General features: G+C 62.1%; 12 protein-coding genes. 8 read left to right on the forward strand and 4 right to left on the reverse strand.

The genetic code is table 11. The annotated features are described in order from the left end of the window. The first annotated feature begins 43 nt into the window (after positions 1–43). The 4 genes from HSEST_RS05345 (at position 44) to HSEST_RS05360 (ending at position 5,463) form a co-directional block, all read left to right on the forward strand. Positions 44–1,156 carry an MBL fold metallo-hydrolase gene (locus HSEST_RS05345; RefSeq protein ID WP_229122657.1) on the forward strand — a complete coding sequence of 371 codons (1,113 nt, stop codon included), beginning with the start codon at positions 44–46 and terminating at the stop codon, positions 1,154–1,156. A gap of 4 nt (positions 1,157–1,160) precedes the next feature. Continuing rightward, positions 1,161–2,453 carry an MFS transporter gene (locus HSEST_RS05350; protein ID WP_229122658.1) on the forward strand — a complete coding sequence of 431 codons (1,293 nt, stop codon included), beginning with the start codon at positions 1,161–1,163 and terminating at the stop codon, positions 2,451–2,453. 68 nt (positions 2,454–2,521) lie between these two features. Then, positions 2,522–4,831 carry a carbamoyltransferase HypF gene (gene hypF, locus HSEST_RS05355; protein WP_229122659.1) on the forward strand — a complete coding sequence of 770 codons (2,310 nt, stop codon included), beginning with the start codon at positions 2,522–2,524 and terminating at the stop codon, positions 4,829–4,831. A gap of 149 nt (positions 4,832–4,980) precedes the next feature. Further along, the gene (locus HSEST_RS05360; RefSeq protein WP_229122660.1) at positions 4,981–5,463 is read left to right on the forward strand and encodes a type IV pilin; all 483 of its coding nucleotides are present in this window, start codon (positions 4,981–4,983) and stop codon (positions 5,461–5,463) included. A gap of 80 nt (positions 5,464–5,543) precedes the next feature. Here the strand turns inward: HSEST_RS05360 and purF are convergent, their stop codons facing one another. The 3 genes from purF to HSEST_RS05375 are packed head-to-tail and all read right to left on the reverse strand — an operon-like array spanning position 5,544 to position 7,344. Further along, entirely contained in the window at positions 5,544–6,980 is a 1,437-nt protein-coding gene (purF, locus tag HSEST_RS05365) for an amidophosphoribosyltransferase (RefSeq protein ID WP_229122661.1), read from the reverse strand. 8 nt (positions 6,981–6,988) lie between these two features. Further along, positions 6,989–7,162: a 50S ribosomal protein L37e gene (locus HSEST_RS05370; RefSeq protein WP_229122662.1), complete on the reverse strand. Its 174-nt coding sequence runs from the start codon at positions 7,160–7,162 to the stop codon at positions 6,989–6,991. Next, a complete protein-coding gene (locus tag HSEST_RS05375; protein ID WP_229122663.1) occupies positions 7,159–7,344 on the reverse strand; it encodes an LSM domain-containing protein in 186 nt (61 codons plus the stop codon). Before HSEST_RS05375 ends, HSEST_RS05370 begins: the two co-directional genes overlap by 4 nt. 123 nt (positions 7,345–7,467) lie before the next feature. Between HSEST_RS05375 and HSEST_RS05380 the strand changes: the two genes are divergently transcribed. The 4 genes from HSEST_RS05380 to HSEST_RS05395 all read left to right on the forward strand — a co-directional run bounded on the left by HSEST_RS05380 (position 7,468) and on the right by HSEST_RS05395 (position 10,135). After that, entirely contained in the window at positions 7,468–7,710 is a 243-nt protein-coding gene (locus tag HSEST_RS05380; RefSeq protein WP_229122664.1) for a hypothetical protein, read from the forward strand. 72 nt (positions 7,711–7,782) lie between these two features. Next, a complete protein-coding gene (locus HSEST_RS05385) occupies positions 7,783–8,742 on the forward strand; it encodes a zinc-dependent metalloprotease (protein WP_229122665.1) in 960 nt (319 codons plus the stop codon). A 188-nt stretch (positions 8,743–8,930) separates the two neighbouring features. Further along, a complete protein-coding gene (locus tag HSEST_RS05390) occupies positions 8,931–9,410 on the forward strand; it encodes a hypothetical protein (protein ID WP_229122666.1) in 480 nt (159 codons plus the stop codon). Positions 9,411–9,412: 2 nt separating this feature from the next. Continuing rightward, the gene (locus tag HSEST_RS05395; RefSeq protein ID WP_229122667.1) at positions 9,413–10,135 is read left to right on the forward strand and encodes a hypothetical protein; all 723 of its coding nucleotides are present in this window, start codon (positions 9,413–9,415) and stop codon (positions 10,133–10,135) included. A gap of 236 nt (positions 10,136–10,371) precedes the next feature. Here HSEST_RS05395 and HSEST_RS05400 read toward each other — a convergent pair whose 3' ends face one another. Then, positions 10,372–13,041, reverse strand: coding sequence for a valine--tRNA ligase (locus HSEST_RS05400; RefSeq protein WP_229122668.1), 2,670 nt, complete (start codon positions 13,039–13,041; stop codon positions 10,372–10,374). Positions 13,042–13,154: the final 113 nt, after the last annotated feature.

The raw sequence follows: 13,154 nt of genomic DNA on the forward strand, positions 1-13,154 counted from the left end.
GGCAGCATACATATCCATATTCTGCTCATACGGGTACACACCGATGTCGGAGATACGTCCCGAAGCACTCAGTGAACGCCTACAGACCGACGCGGACGACCTCCTCGTGGTCGATGTCCGCCACGAGGAAAACTACGACGACTGGCATATCCCCGGTAGCGTCAACGTGGACGTGTACGACGAACTGACCGAGGATCCCGACGGGGCCAGAGACGCGTTCGCCGACCTCCCCGACCACACAGAGATCGTAACAGTTTGCGCTGCGGGCGTCGTGGCAGAGACTGCGACCGATGTTTTCCTGGAGATGGGGCGCGACGCGAAGACGCTCGCGGACGGCATGAACGGCTGGAGCCGGGTTCACCGGCACGCCCCGGTTCCGGTCGACCTCGATGGCACGCTCGTGCAGGTGGCACGACCGGGGAAAGGATGCCTCTCGCACGTCCTCGTCTCGGACGGCGAAGCCGCCGTCTTCGATCCGTCGCACTATCTCGGAGAGTACGAGGCGATCCTCACCGACCACGACGCCGACCTCGTCGGCGTCTTCGACACGCACGCCCACGCCGATCACGTCTCGGGCGCCGCCGACCTCGCCGACCGTCACGGCGTCCCCTATTATCTCCACCCCGAGGACGCAATCGCGATCGACGCGACACCCATCCAAGACGAACAGACCGTGACGGTTGGGCAGGTGGGCGTCGAAGTCGTCCACACGCCGGGCCATAGCGAGGGCAGCGTCTCGTTCGATCTCGACGGGCAGGCGCTACTCACCGGTGACACGCTCTTCCACGACAGCGTCGGCCGCGTCGAACTGGGTGTCGAAGCCGGCATCGAGGAATCCGACGTCGAGGAAAACGCCGCGACGCTCTACGAGAGCCTCCGGCGGTTGCTGGATCGCTCGTCCGATGCGCTGGTGTTGCCGGCACACGATCCCGGATCGCCCGAGCCGCCGGTGACCGCGACCCTCACCGAGGTCAGAGAACGGAACGCGGATCTCGATCGCGACCGCGAAGCGTTCGTCCGCGATCTCGCTACGGACATTCCCGATCATCCCCCGAACTTCGAGCGCGTCAAACGGACGAACGTGGGCCGGGAGTCCGTGCCGGCCGAGGACCTGGCCGAACTGGAGCTGGGGCCGAACAACTGCGCAGCGGAGTGACCCTATGAGCATGACAACCGAACTCAAACAGGGAATCCGCGAGCACAAGGGGCAGTTTTCGCTGCACGTGCTGTTGGTGTTCGCCACCGGCCTGACTATCGGATCCGAGCGCGCCGTCGTACCGGTGCTGGGACGGGACGTTCTCGGCGTCGAGTCGCTGTTCGTCATCGGCTCGTTTGTCGTCTCGTTCGGCTTCGTGAAGGCGCTCCTGAACCTCTATGCCGGCAAGTGGGGCGGCGAGTACGGCCGGAAGCCGGTGCTCGTTCTCGGCTGGGCGACCGCGCTCCCGCTCCCGATCATCCTCATTTTCGCACCGAGTTGGGGATGGATCTCGATCGGAAACGTCCTGTTGGGCATCAACCAGGCGCTGACCTGGAGCATGGCGATCAACGCGAAGATCGACCTCGCGGGCCCCGACCAGCGCGGACTCGCAGTCGGCATCGACGAGGCCTTCGGATACGCCGGCGTCGCCGCCGGTGCCTGGATCACTGGTCTCATCGCCGGCCAGTTCAGCCTCCGGCCCGAACCCTTCTACTTCCTCGCCGTCGTGGTCCTGCTGGCGTTTCTCATCTCCATCTTCCTGATCGAGGAGACGGTCCAGTACGCGCGGGCGGAGATCGACGACGAGAGTCACCACGACGCGAACCTCCCGTTCGTCGAGGTGCTGCAGCGCGCGACGTACGGCGACCGGACGCTGTTCGCCGCGGCACAGGCAGGCCACATCGAGAAGTTCGTCGACACGCTGTTTTGGCTCGCCGTCCCGCTGTACCTCACGAGCGAAGGGGTCGCCATCGGGGCCGTCGGACTCGTCGTCGGTATCCACAGCGCGATGTATTTCCTCCAGATCGCGACCGGCGGGCTCGCCGATCGGATCGGGCGCCGACCGCCCGTCATCGCCGGGATGTTCCTCGCGGGCGGCGGCGTCCTCGGTATGGTGCTGGTTGAGGGCTACTTCATGTGGGCTATCCTCTCGGCGGCCTCGGGCCTCGGGATGGCGTTGCTCTACCCGAATCTGATGACGGTCCCGAGCGACGCTGCCCATCCGACGTGGCGTGCGACCGGGATGGGCGTCTACCGGATGTGGCGCGATTCGGGATACGGCGTCGGTGCGATCCTTATCGGTCTGTCGATGGAGTTCGTGACCGTCGAAGCAGCCTTCTACATGACTGCGATCCTGATGTTCCTCTCCGGGGCGGTCGTGTACGTCTGGATGGAGGAGACCCACCCGGACTTCGGGACGCACGAACCGCCGGCGCCCGCGACTGGCTCGGCGCCGGGCACTGCCTCTGGCGACTGATGGAGGCACTCTGTGTAGCGGATTTCGGGTCAGCAATTTCATAGGGCCAGCCCCCGGTAGTAGAAGTGATGCACGACGAGCAGGGCGCGGCAGTGACCGTCACCGGCGTCGTCCAGGGCGTCGGATTCCGGCCGTTCGTCTACCGGACGGCTGTCGACAACGACCTGGGCGGCTGGGTCAAAAACACCGGCGACGCCGGCGTCGAGATCCGCCTGGAAGGCCGGCGAGCAGCGATCGACTCGTTCCTGGAGACGCTTCGAACCGACCCGCCGCCGCTGTCCCGCGTCGAGAGCGTCGACGTGGCCTGGACCGACCCCGAAGGCGAGCAGTCCTTCGGGATCGTCCCTTCGAGCGATGCCGACGGCGGATCGGGGACGATCCCGCCGGACACCGCGATGTGTGACGCCTGCCTGGCGGATATGCGTGACCCCGACTCCCGATATCACGGCTACTGGGCGACCTCGTGTGTGGACTGCGGAGCTCGCTATACTGTCATTCGATCGCTCCCATACGACCGACCGACGACGTCGATGGACGAATTCCCCATGTGTGCGGACTGCCGGGCGGAATACGAGGATCCCGCCGACCGGCGCTATCACGCCCAGACGATCGCCTGCCCGGAGTGTGGCCCGTCGCTTCGACTCCTCGATAGCGAGGGGCAAACGCTGAGCGAGGGCGACGAGACGGCGATCGAGGCGGCCTGCGAGCGGATCGCCGACGGCGACCTCGTGGCGATCAAGGGGATCGGTGGCGCGCATTTGGCGTGTGACGCGACCGACCCGGAGGTCGTCGCGGACCTGCGCGAGCGCACCGGTCGGCCGGAGAAACCCTTCGCCGTCATGGCACCGGATGTCGAATCGGTCGAGTCGTTCGCCAGCGTTTCGACGACCGAACGCGAGACGCTCGAAGACACGCGTCGGCCGATCGCATTGCTTGAGGCGGACGGCGACCAGCCGTGGCTCGCGGTGGTCTCGCCCGGTCTGCACACTGTCGGCGTGATGTTACCGTACGCAGGACTTCATCACCTGTTGTTCGATCACCTGATGGGGCCGCTGGTGATGACCAGTGCGAACCTACCCGGCGTCCCGATGGCGACGACGACCGAGGACATCCTGTCCGATCTCGACGGCGTCGTCGACGCGGCGCTGGTCCACGATCGCGAGATCGTCCAGCGGTGCGACGACAGCGTCGTCCGGGTCGTCGACGGCCAGCGGCAGTTCATCAGGCGCTCTAGAGGGTGGGTGCCACAGTCGATCCCGCGGTGGCCCGCCCCCAGCGATACCGGCGGTGCAGACGCTCTACCGGACGTACTCGCGCTCGGAGCTGAGTTCGACGCAACGGTGGCGCTCACCCAGGGTGGGGATGTCTTTCCCTCGCAGTACATCGGGGACGTAGACAGTCCCGCGACCGTGGACTATCTCACTGACACGGTCGCTCACCTTCGGGATCTGCTGGGGATCGAACCGGGAGTCGTCGTCTGCGATCTCCATCCGAACTTCCTGACGACCGAGCAGGCCCACGAGTACGCGGACGGCGGGATGGACGGGCCGGTGGCGGTCCAGCACCACCACGCACACGCCGCCTCGCTGCTCGCCGAACACAGGCAGGAACGGGCGGTCGTGATCGCTGCTGATGGCACCGGCTACGGCCCCGACGGGACGATCTGGGGCGGGGAAGTGCTGGACGTGACGCCCGGCGACTACGAGCGCGTCGGCGGTCTGGCCCCGTTTCGATTGCCCGGTGGTGACGCGGCCATCGAGTCGCCGACCCGGATCCTGGCGAGCCTGCTCGCCGACGACGAGCGGATCGACGACCTCCTCCTCGATCGGGGCGTCGTCGAGCGACCCAGCGACGCCGTGACGATCCGCCAGCAAGCCGAGCGGGGCGTCAACAGTCCTGTCACGACCAGTACTGGGCGCGCACTCGACGCCGCGAGCGCTCTGCTGGGCGTCTGCTCGGAGCGCAACTACGAGGGTGAGCCGGCGATGAAGCTGGAAGCCGCGGCCGCCGACGGGGATCCGCTCGATATCGCAGTGCCGCGGACGACGACCGAGGGGCGTCCGACGGTCGACGTGGCAACGCTCGTTCGGCGTCTCGACGATCGCCAGTCAGACCACCCGACTGCGGACCTCGCAGCCACGGCACAGGACGGGCTGGCGCGTGGGCTGGCCGGGATCGCGGTCGAGACGGCAACCGACCGCGGTGTCGACGCGGTCGGATTCACTGGCGGCGTTGCGTACAACGATGCGATTACTCGGACGATACGCGAGCGAGTAACGGACGCGGGACTGGACCTTCTGCGCCACAATCGACTGCCGCCGGGCGACGGGGGGATTGCGGTCGGGCAGGTCAGCGTTGCGACGGCCCGCCGCCGGTAGTGTTTTCAGATTTGCTAATTGGATACCACCTTTTATATTCGGTGGTCGCTATAATCCGACAGAGCACGCGAAAGAAAGGCACGACGGCAACGGAATCGGCCCACCTGCTGGGTGTTCCGTGCCATCACGTCCCGCGTGAACTTGAAACCATGAAACTGAAACAACTCTTCACAGACGACGACGCAGTCAGTCCGGTCATCGGCGTGATCCTGATGGTCGCGATTACCGTGATCCTCGCGGCCGTCATCGCGACGTTCGTGCTCGGACTCGGTGAGTCGGTCAGTAGTACCGCCCCGCAGGCACAGTTCCAGGAGGATTACAGTCCGACGGACACAAACGAAACAGATGACTTCGGGGAAACCGCAACCAATGCTAGTGACACGGGCATCCTGACTGTCTCCCATTCCGGTGGGGATTCGATTTCGGCAAACAACCTCTATATGGTTGGTAGCAGTGAGGGCAACCACACAGACGAACGCAAAGCTTGGTCTGATGCTGGTGTCGGAGATAAAGTCAGCGCTGGCACGTCGATCGACTATGCCGTCAGTGACAGTGACACTGTCCGCGTCATCTGGAACAATGGCGAGGGCAACTCCGCCGAGCTGAGCAAGTGGCCCGGCGCAAATAACTAAACGACGCTTACCTTCTCGCTATTTTACATCCGAGTAAGTCGCTGGAACCAGTCCAGTCTTTTTGGAAATGACGGCCCCAGTCAGTCGTCCGCTGTGGACGACTCGATCACCGGTCGCTCGATGTCCCGGTCGGTTGCCTCGCCTTCGATGTCGTAGGGGTACTCGCCGGTGACACAGCCGAGACAGAGGTCGTCGCGCTGCTGTCCGAGCGTCTCAGCGACCGCATCGACCGAGAGATACGAGAGACTGTCCGCGGAGATCGTCTCGCGGATCTCCTCGATGGACATGTCCGAGGCGATGAGTTCCTCGCGCGTGGCCATGTCGATCCCCATGTAACACGGGGCGACGATCGGCGGCGCGCCGATCCGGACGTGCACTTCCTCGGCCCCGGCGTCGCGCATCAACTCGACCAACTGCGTGGAGGTCGTCCCGCGGACGATCGAATCGTCGATCAGCGTGACGCGCTTGCCCTCGACGGTGTTTTTGATCGGGTTGAGCTTCAGCCGGACGGCCCGCTCGCGCTCGTCCTGGGTCGGCATGATGAACGTCCGCCCGACGTAGCGGTTCTTCATCAGTCCCTCTGCGAAGTCGACGTCCCCGCCCGCGTCCTGTGCGGCCTCGGCATATCCCGAGGCGAACGCCCGACCGGAGTCGGGGACCGGCATGACGACGTCGGTTTCGATACCGCTCTCCTCGTAGAGTCTGCGTCCGAGTTCGCGCCGCGCGTCGTAGACGAGGGTGCCGTCGATGTTCGAGTCCGGGCGCGCGAAATACACGTGCTCGAAGAAACAGTGCGCCGTCGATTCGTTGTCGACTAGCTGGTAGGTGTCGTAGCCCGTCCCGTCGGGGTGGAGAACGACCAACTCGCCCGGCTCGACGTCGCGGATCAACTCGCCGTCGAGCGTGTCGATCGCGGCCGACTCCGAGGCCAGCACGTACCCGTCCTCGAGCTCGCCGATGACCAGCGGACGGTTGCCCTGGGGGTCCCGAACTCCCAACACGGTGTCGTCGTGCATGATCGTCAGCGAGTACGATCCGTGGATCCGGCCCATCGTCCGCTTGACCGCACGGACGAGGTCCTCCTCGAGGAGGTTGCGAGCCAGGTCGTGGGCGATGACTTCGGTGTCGCCCTGTGACGTGAACGCGTGTCCGAGCGAAGCCAACTCGTCACGTACCTCGTCGGCGTTGACGAGGTTGCCGTTGTGACTCAGGCCGAGCGAACCGGACTTGAACGAAACGGAGAACGGCTGGGCACAGCAGGCGCCGAGCCCGCCGGAGGTCGGATACCGGACGTGGCCGATCCCGTTCGCGCCGTTCAACTGATCGAGGTCCCCCTCGTCGAAGACGTCACCGACCAGCCCGGTCTCGACGTGGGAGTGTTGCTGGAAGCCGTCGTGGGTGACGATCCCGGCGGACTCCTGGCCGCGGTGCTGGAGCGCGTACAGCGAGTAATATAACGGACGGGCGGCGTCACGATCCTGCAAGGAGATGCCGACAACGCCGCACTTCTCGTGCATCGTCGATCCTATTCGCCGGTTTTACTCTGCCACTCGTAGCCCCGTCGCTTCGCCGACTTGCCGAAGCCACAGGACGCACAGACGCCTTTCTTGACGTGATAGGACTTGTTTCCACACCGTCGGCACTTGACGTGTGTGGTCTTGTTCTTTTTGCCCTGGCTTGGAGTTCCTTTGCCAGTCATGGACTAATTGTGACGACGTTGTCGCCGCGTATAATCGTTGTGTCTTCGCCCTCCTCGATGACGAGGTTCATGTGCTGGTCGTAGCCAGCTAGCTCGCCGGTGTACATCTCGCCGTCCTTCAACTGGACGGTAACTGTCTCTTCGAGCGCTGCTTCGAGTACGTCAAGCGGTCGTCCACTCATAGTCGTATGCCCAGACCTTGCAATCTTAAACGTGTCGGGTCGGAGCGACTCTCACGGGGCGAAACGCGCGATACGAGCGATTGCTGGGTAACGGTTTTATCGCTGGTCCGTGAAATGACTGGTATGGCCGAGTTTACGCTCCTCGAAATCCACCTCGACGACGCTTCGATCGACAGCTACGCGGACGGCGTCGCCGCGCTCCCGTTCAGTTCAATCTCGCTCGACGATGAGTACGACCGTGGCGACGACGAACTGGACGCGCTGGAGACCGACGGATCATCCGGATTTCCGTGGAAAGCGATCGCGCTGGTGGCTGTACTGACGCTCACGGCTGTGCTCGCGTACAAGCGTCTCGCTGGCGGGTAGTCCGACCCGGCTGGTACCCCCGCTCCGGTGGCCGAGCCGAAGTCCTTTACTCACCCATCACGTACGGCCTCCATGGGACTGTATCGCAGTGTTCGCGCCGTGTCCGAGGCGTCCGGCTCCGGTCCGATCGACTGGGAGGCCGTCGCCGAGGCCTCGAAGGCCGGGACCGACTCCGGTACCCTCGATATCTCGACTGCCGAACGCGAGGGGTACGCGACCGACGTTCGTGACGCACGTGACCGCGTTCGATCCGTCTCCGGTATCGATTTCGACCTGCCCGACCGGGTCCAGATCATCAACCGTCACCACTGGATCGACAACAACATCGAGACTTTTCGGCGCGTCATGACGCCGCTCGAAGATCAGGTCGGGATGTTCCCGTCGGCCGCACGCGTGATCAACAGCGGCTCGATGACGGTCGCGCTCTCGTTTCTCGCGCGCAACGTCCTCGGCCAGTATGACCCACTACTGCTCGCGGACGGCGACGGCGCGGACGACCACGCCCTGTACTTCGTCTACCCCAATATCGCGCACGTCGCCGATTCTCTCGCTGCCGACGACGACCGCTTCCGCCGCTGGATCGCGTTCCACGAGGTGACCCACGCCGCGGAGTTCGGAGCGGCACCGTGGCTGTCCGACCATCTCGAATCGCGGATGGAAGACGCCGTTGAGAAACTTGCAGCTGGCGATATCGACCGCGAGATGCTGGGCGAACTCGATACGACGATGACGGCCGTCGAGGGCTACGCCGAACTGTTGATGGATCGGGCCTTCGACGAGGAGTACCAGGACCTCCGCGAGGAGATCGAGCGCCGCCGCCAGGGCCGCGGCCCGGTGCAGACGCTGATCCGACGCGTCCTCGGACTGAACATGAAGCGGCGCCAGTACGAGCGCGGCAAGGACTTCTTCGACGCGGTCGCGGACGCTCGCGATATCGAATTCGCCGGCAAGGTGTGGGAGCGACCCGAGAATCTACCGACAGATGCGGAGATCGACGCGCCGGAGCAGTGGATCCGCCGGATGGCCGAGTGACTGTAGCTGCGGTCGAAATGTAGTAATCCGACTATTGTGTCCGGCAGAATGCAACTCTCTTCGAGAGAATTGGCTTTATCACCCCATATATTTTTGATTGGTATATAGGAATACCGCCACTCATGAACTATATAATATAGAAGAATTTAATACAAAAAAGAGCATCAAGCGAAACGGAGGGAGAAAAAATGGCAAAAATGAATCGAAGATCGATACTAAAAAGTATAGGTATATCAGCAACTAGCGTTCCAATAATATCGAGAGACGCAAATGCAAAGAGGAGAGGACCCCGACCAAAGATTCTAAAAGGCAATCCGTCGAATCCCGTTCGAAAAAATCAGGTATCGAGAGTTCGAGAAGCGGTGCTCGAAGAACTTGCCAAGAGCGAAGAGGCTCCTTCAGAGGTTGCAGTGACAGGCAATCCAGAACCAACAAACGGGCAACTCGTTGGATACGGAATCGCTATTCAAAATGGTGCACCGATCGAGAGAATAAAAACTATTGATCAGCCATCCGATGACGAAAATCCCCACGGGCAAGGAAATAGACGGTCTGCACGGAGGGCCAACTTGTCGAATCAGGCAGCAGCGACGAGTATTCAGGACCGAGTTGAAGCTGCTCACGGGGATCTCGATCGCTTCCGCCAGCGATTTAAGGGGGATGAGTGACAATGCCTGAACCGGAGTGGACCCGTATAGGAGCCACCAGTACTGACAAAGATGCATTCAGTACTGTCAACGGGCCAGATGGCACAACTACGCACTTGCTTGGGAAGACTGATCTATACGTAGAGGTATATAAAGTTACAAATGATAGTCTTGCTGCGCAAACGAACTACCTATGTGTCCCCCATGTGAAACAATGGCCTGGGCGTAAATTGGGTGGGGGAGCTCCCGCTTACAACGAATACACGATGCTCAAACAAGACTGGTCGAATAACACTTTTGAGGGTCTGGAGATTACGGATTGGGGGCCAACAAGACCCAAAACAGGAAGTATCGATTGGTCAGCTACCGTCTCGGCAGGCTCTGGTGCGGGCCTGAGTGTCTCCTATGATACTCCATATATATCGAGAAAAATAATCTCCAAGTATAATAAAACTGTTGGTCAAGAATATACATATCCGGGATCTTTACACAAGCCGTTTGATGTGGAAGCACGGAAGCAAATTGTAGACTTGAGGAATTTTGGAGAGGCCTTGGTCGGTGACCCTCAGTGCCCTGGCCGGTGGTATCATCCATGTCCCCAGGAGTTGCTTTCCGTCAATATATCGTCAAAATTCACAGCAAAAGTTGACAATCCATATTCTTCCCCATATAGACGCCCCTATCTAGAGATCACTAGTTCGATTGATATTGATAAATTTATAAGTCTCAGAACGATTGGATTCTGAGGTGTAATATATGTCCTGGACCCAACAATTCCACACGATCGCTATTGTCGTGAGTTTTTATCTCTTACATCTTTCAATAGCCACTATAACCTTTGGCTGGCCTGGTAATGTAGTCGCATTACTATTCTATCCTAGTATTCTTATTTTCATAATAGGTGTGGCGAGCTGGCTCAAGACGTGGCGCTCCGGCGAGTGATCTCGCCCGATTAGGAGTTAGTGAACTTCCTGGCTAGCGATCACTCGTAGATCAGGATCGTCGCCGTCTCGGATTCGATGACTTCGACTTCCTCGCCGGAGGCCGCGCGGTGTTCCTCGATGATTTCGACGGCGCTATCGGGGAGTGTCACGACGTCGCTGCCGATGTCGACCTCGACCTCGGCGTGGCGGTCGAGTTGGCTGGCGACCGTTTCGGGATCCATCGATTCGAGCGCGGAGACGACCTGCCCGGCCTCATCGCGGAACTCCGGGCCGATGACGGAGTGGTCGGGATCGACCTCGACGGGGACGAGCTCGACGTTGGGCACGCCCTCGCGCATCAACACGGGTCCGTTGACGGCTTCGCTGAGGTCGTAGGTGTCGATCGCTCGCTCCTCGGGCGCATCGTCGGGATAGACCTCGACTTTCTCCAGTTCGGTGTTCAGGGCCATTCCCTCGTCGGACTTCCAGCCGCGGATCGTCGAGGCCACGTCGACGATGATCTCGCCGGCCTGCTCGACGGCGGCCAGATTTTCGACTTCCTCGGGGTGGAGGTCGATATCGGGCCACTCGGTCGCGTGGACGCTGTCGTCGGTACTCGGAAGCGCATCGTAGGCTTCCTCGGCGATGAACGGGGCGAAAGGTGCGAGCATCTGCAGCGAGGCCGTCAGCGAGAGGAACAGTCCCTGACGGGCGGCGTCGCGCTCGCCGGGCCGGCCTTCGTACAGGCGGCCCTTGGTGAGTTCGAGGTAGTCGTCGGCCAGGTCGTGCCAGACGAACTCGCGGACCTCGCGCAGCGCCGCGTCGAAGCGGTACTCGTCCATGTACGCCGCGACGGTCTCGGCGGTCTCGGCGGCCCGCGAGAGGATCCACCGGTCGATGTCTCGATATGCGGGATTGGAGAGGGGCTCGCGGTCCTCTTCGAGGTGCTCGGCCGCGAACTTCGTGATGTTCCAGATCTTGGTGTTGAACCGCGAGGCTGAGGTGACTTCTTTCCACTGGAACTGCACGTCCTCGCCGCGCTTGCCCGCGAGCGCCATCGCCTGCCGGAAGGCGTCGGCGGAGTGTTCCTCGACGACCTCCTCGGGCTGGACGAAGTTGCCGCGGGACTTGGACATCTTGTTGCCGTCGTCGCCGAAGACCATCCCGTTGATGAGGATCTCCTCCCACGGGATCTCGTCTTCGAGCGCTCCCGTGCGCAGGAGCGTGTAGAACGCCCACGTCCGGATGATGTCGTGGCCCTGCGGCCGGAGCGTCGTCGGGTGGAACTGTTCGTCGGGCCAGCCACGGACGAAAAGCGGCGTTATCGAGGAATCCATCCAGGTGTCCATCACGTCGGTCTCACCCACCCATTCGGTACCGCCACATTCGGGACATTCATCGATTGTAGGGTCTTCCTCGGTGGGTTTGGCCGGGAGTTCCGCGGGGTCGGCGACGTGGATGTGATCACACTCGTCGTTGGCACAGAACCACGCCGGGATCGGCGTCGCGAACACGCGCTGGCGGGAGATGACCCAGTCCCACTCCATGCCTTCTGTCCACTCCTCCAGCCGATCGTACATGTGCTCGGGGATCCATTCGACCGCCTGGGCACGCTCGAGGATTTCGTCCTGATCGACCTCGACGAACCACTGCTCTTTGCTGAGAATTTCGATCGGCGTGTCACAGCGCCAGCACTGCCCGACGTTCTGGGTCGTCGGTTCGGTGTCGTTGAGATATCCATCTTCCGCAAGGTCCTCGGCGATGACGTCTTTGGCCTCGTCGATGGGTAGCCCTTCGTACTCGCCGGCCTTCTCGTTGAGGTGACCGTCCTCGGTAAAACTCATACGCAGGTCCAGATCGTGTTCGGCCCACCAGTCAACGTCCTGTTTGTCCCCGAACGTACAGATCATCACCGCGCCAGTCCCGAATTCGGGGTCGGCCTCTTCGTCGGCGATGATCTCGACTTCCTGGCCGAACAGCGGGACCTCGAAGGTGTCGCCGACGCGGTCTGCATAGCGGTCGTCGTCCGGATGGACCGCCATCGCGACACACGAGGACAGCAGTTCGGGGCGGGTCGTGGCGATCTCCACGTCCTCGCTCTCCTCGTCGGTGCTGGGGAAGGTAATGTAGTGCAGCGTCCCCTCGACGCCCTCTTCCGTCTCGACCTCGGCGTCGGCGATGGCGGTCTCACAGCGCGGACACCAGTTGACCGGGTGTTCGTCACGGTAGACGCGGTCGTCGTCGGACATCTCGACGAACGACTCCTGGGTCGTCCCCCAGTACTCGGGATCCATCGTCCGGAACTCCTGATCCCAGTCCTGGGAGAACCCCAGCATATCCATCGTCTCTTTCATCGCGTCGATCTGTTCGTTGGTGTGATCGATGCACATCTGGCGGAACTCCTCGCGCGGGACGTCGGTCCGGTGGATGTCGTTGTTCTCCTCGACTTTGACCTCGGTCGGGAGCCCGTGGCAGTCCCAGCCCTGCGGGAAGAGCACGTCCTCGCCCTGGAGTCGGTGATAGCGGGCGGCGAAGTCCATGTAACACCAGCCGAGGGCGTTGCCGATGTGGAGATTGCCGGTCGGGTACGGCGGCGGCGTGTCGATCACGTAGTCGGTGTCGGGGTCGGCCGCCTCGGCGTCGTAACTGTAGAGATCCATCTCCTGCCACTGCTGGCGCCAGTGCTGCTCGCGGTCGTCAGGGTCGTAGGTGTCTGGAAGGTCACTCATGGGTACGAGAGGTGTCGTGGCTGGTCGCCGGATCGGGGTGAAAACGTGCGTGCGTCGCTATCGTACTACCGACGACATCAGAGCCATGTGTGAACGATTACGATGTCGATTGT

Source organism: Halapricum desulfuricans, assembly GCF_017094465.1.
Lineage (GTDB): Archaea > Halobacteriota > Halobacteria > Halobacteriales > Haloarculaceae > Halapricum.

Coding starts and splice junctions, on each gene's coding strand:
- HSEST_RS05400 (WP_229122668.1), bottom strand. CDS start 13,041: ATGAGTGACCTTCCAGACACCTACGACCCTGACGACCGCGAGCAGCAC.
- HSEST_RS05390 (WP_229122666.1), top strand. CDS start 8,931: ATGGCAAAAATGAATCGAAGATCGATACTAAAAAGTATAGGTATATCA.
- hypF (WP_229122659.1), top strand. CDS start 2,522: ATGCACGACGAGCAGGGCGCGGCAGTGACCGTCACCGGCGTCGTCCAG.
- HSEST_RS05395 (WP_229122667.1), top strand. CDS start 9,413: ATGCCTGAACCGGAGTGGACCCGTATAGGAGCCACCAGTACTGACAAA.
- HSEST_RS05385 (WP_229122665.1), top strand. CDS start 7,783: ATGGGACTGTATCGCAGTGTTCGCGCCGTGTCCGAGGCGTCCGGCTCC.
- purF (WP_229122661.1), bottom strand. CDS start 6,980: ATGCACGAGAAGTGCGGCGTTGTCGGCATCTCCTTGCAGGATCGTGAC.
- HSEST_RS05380 (WP_229122664.1), top strand. CDS start 7,468: ATGGCCGAGTTTACGCTCCTCGAAATCCACCTCGACGACGCTTCGATC.
- HSEST_RS05350 (WP_229122658.1), top strand. CDS start 1,161: ATGAGCATGACAACCGAACTCAAACAGGGAATCCGCGAGCACAAGGGG.
- HSEST_RS05375 (WP_229122663.1), bottom strand. CDS start 7,344: ATGAGTGGACGACCGCTTGACGTACTCGAAGCAGCGCTCGAAGAGACA.
- HSEST_RS05345 (WP_229122657.1), top strand. CDS start 44: ATGTCGGAGATACGTCCCGAAGCACTCAGTGAACGCCTACAGACCGAC.
- HSEST_RS05370 (WP_229122662.1), bottom strand. CDS start 7,162: ATGACTGGCAAAGGAACTCCAAGCCAGGGCAAAAAGAACAAGACCACA.
- HSEST_RS05360 (WP_229122660.1), top strand. CDS start 4,981: ATGAAACTGAAACAACTCTTCACAGACGACGACGCAGTCAGTCCGGTC.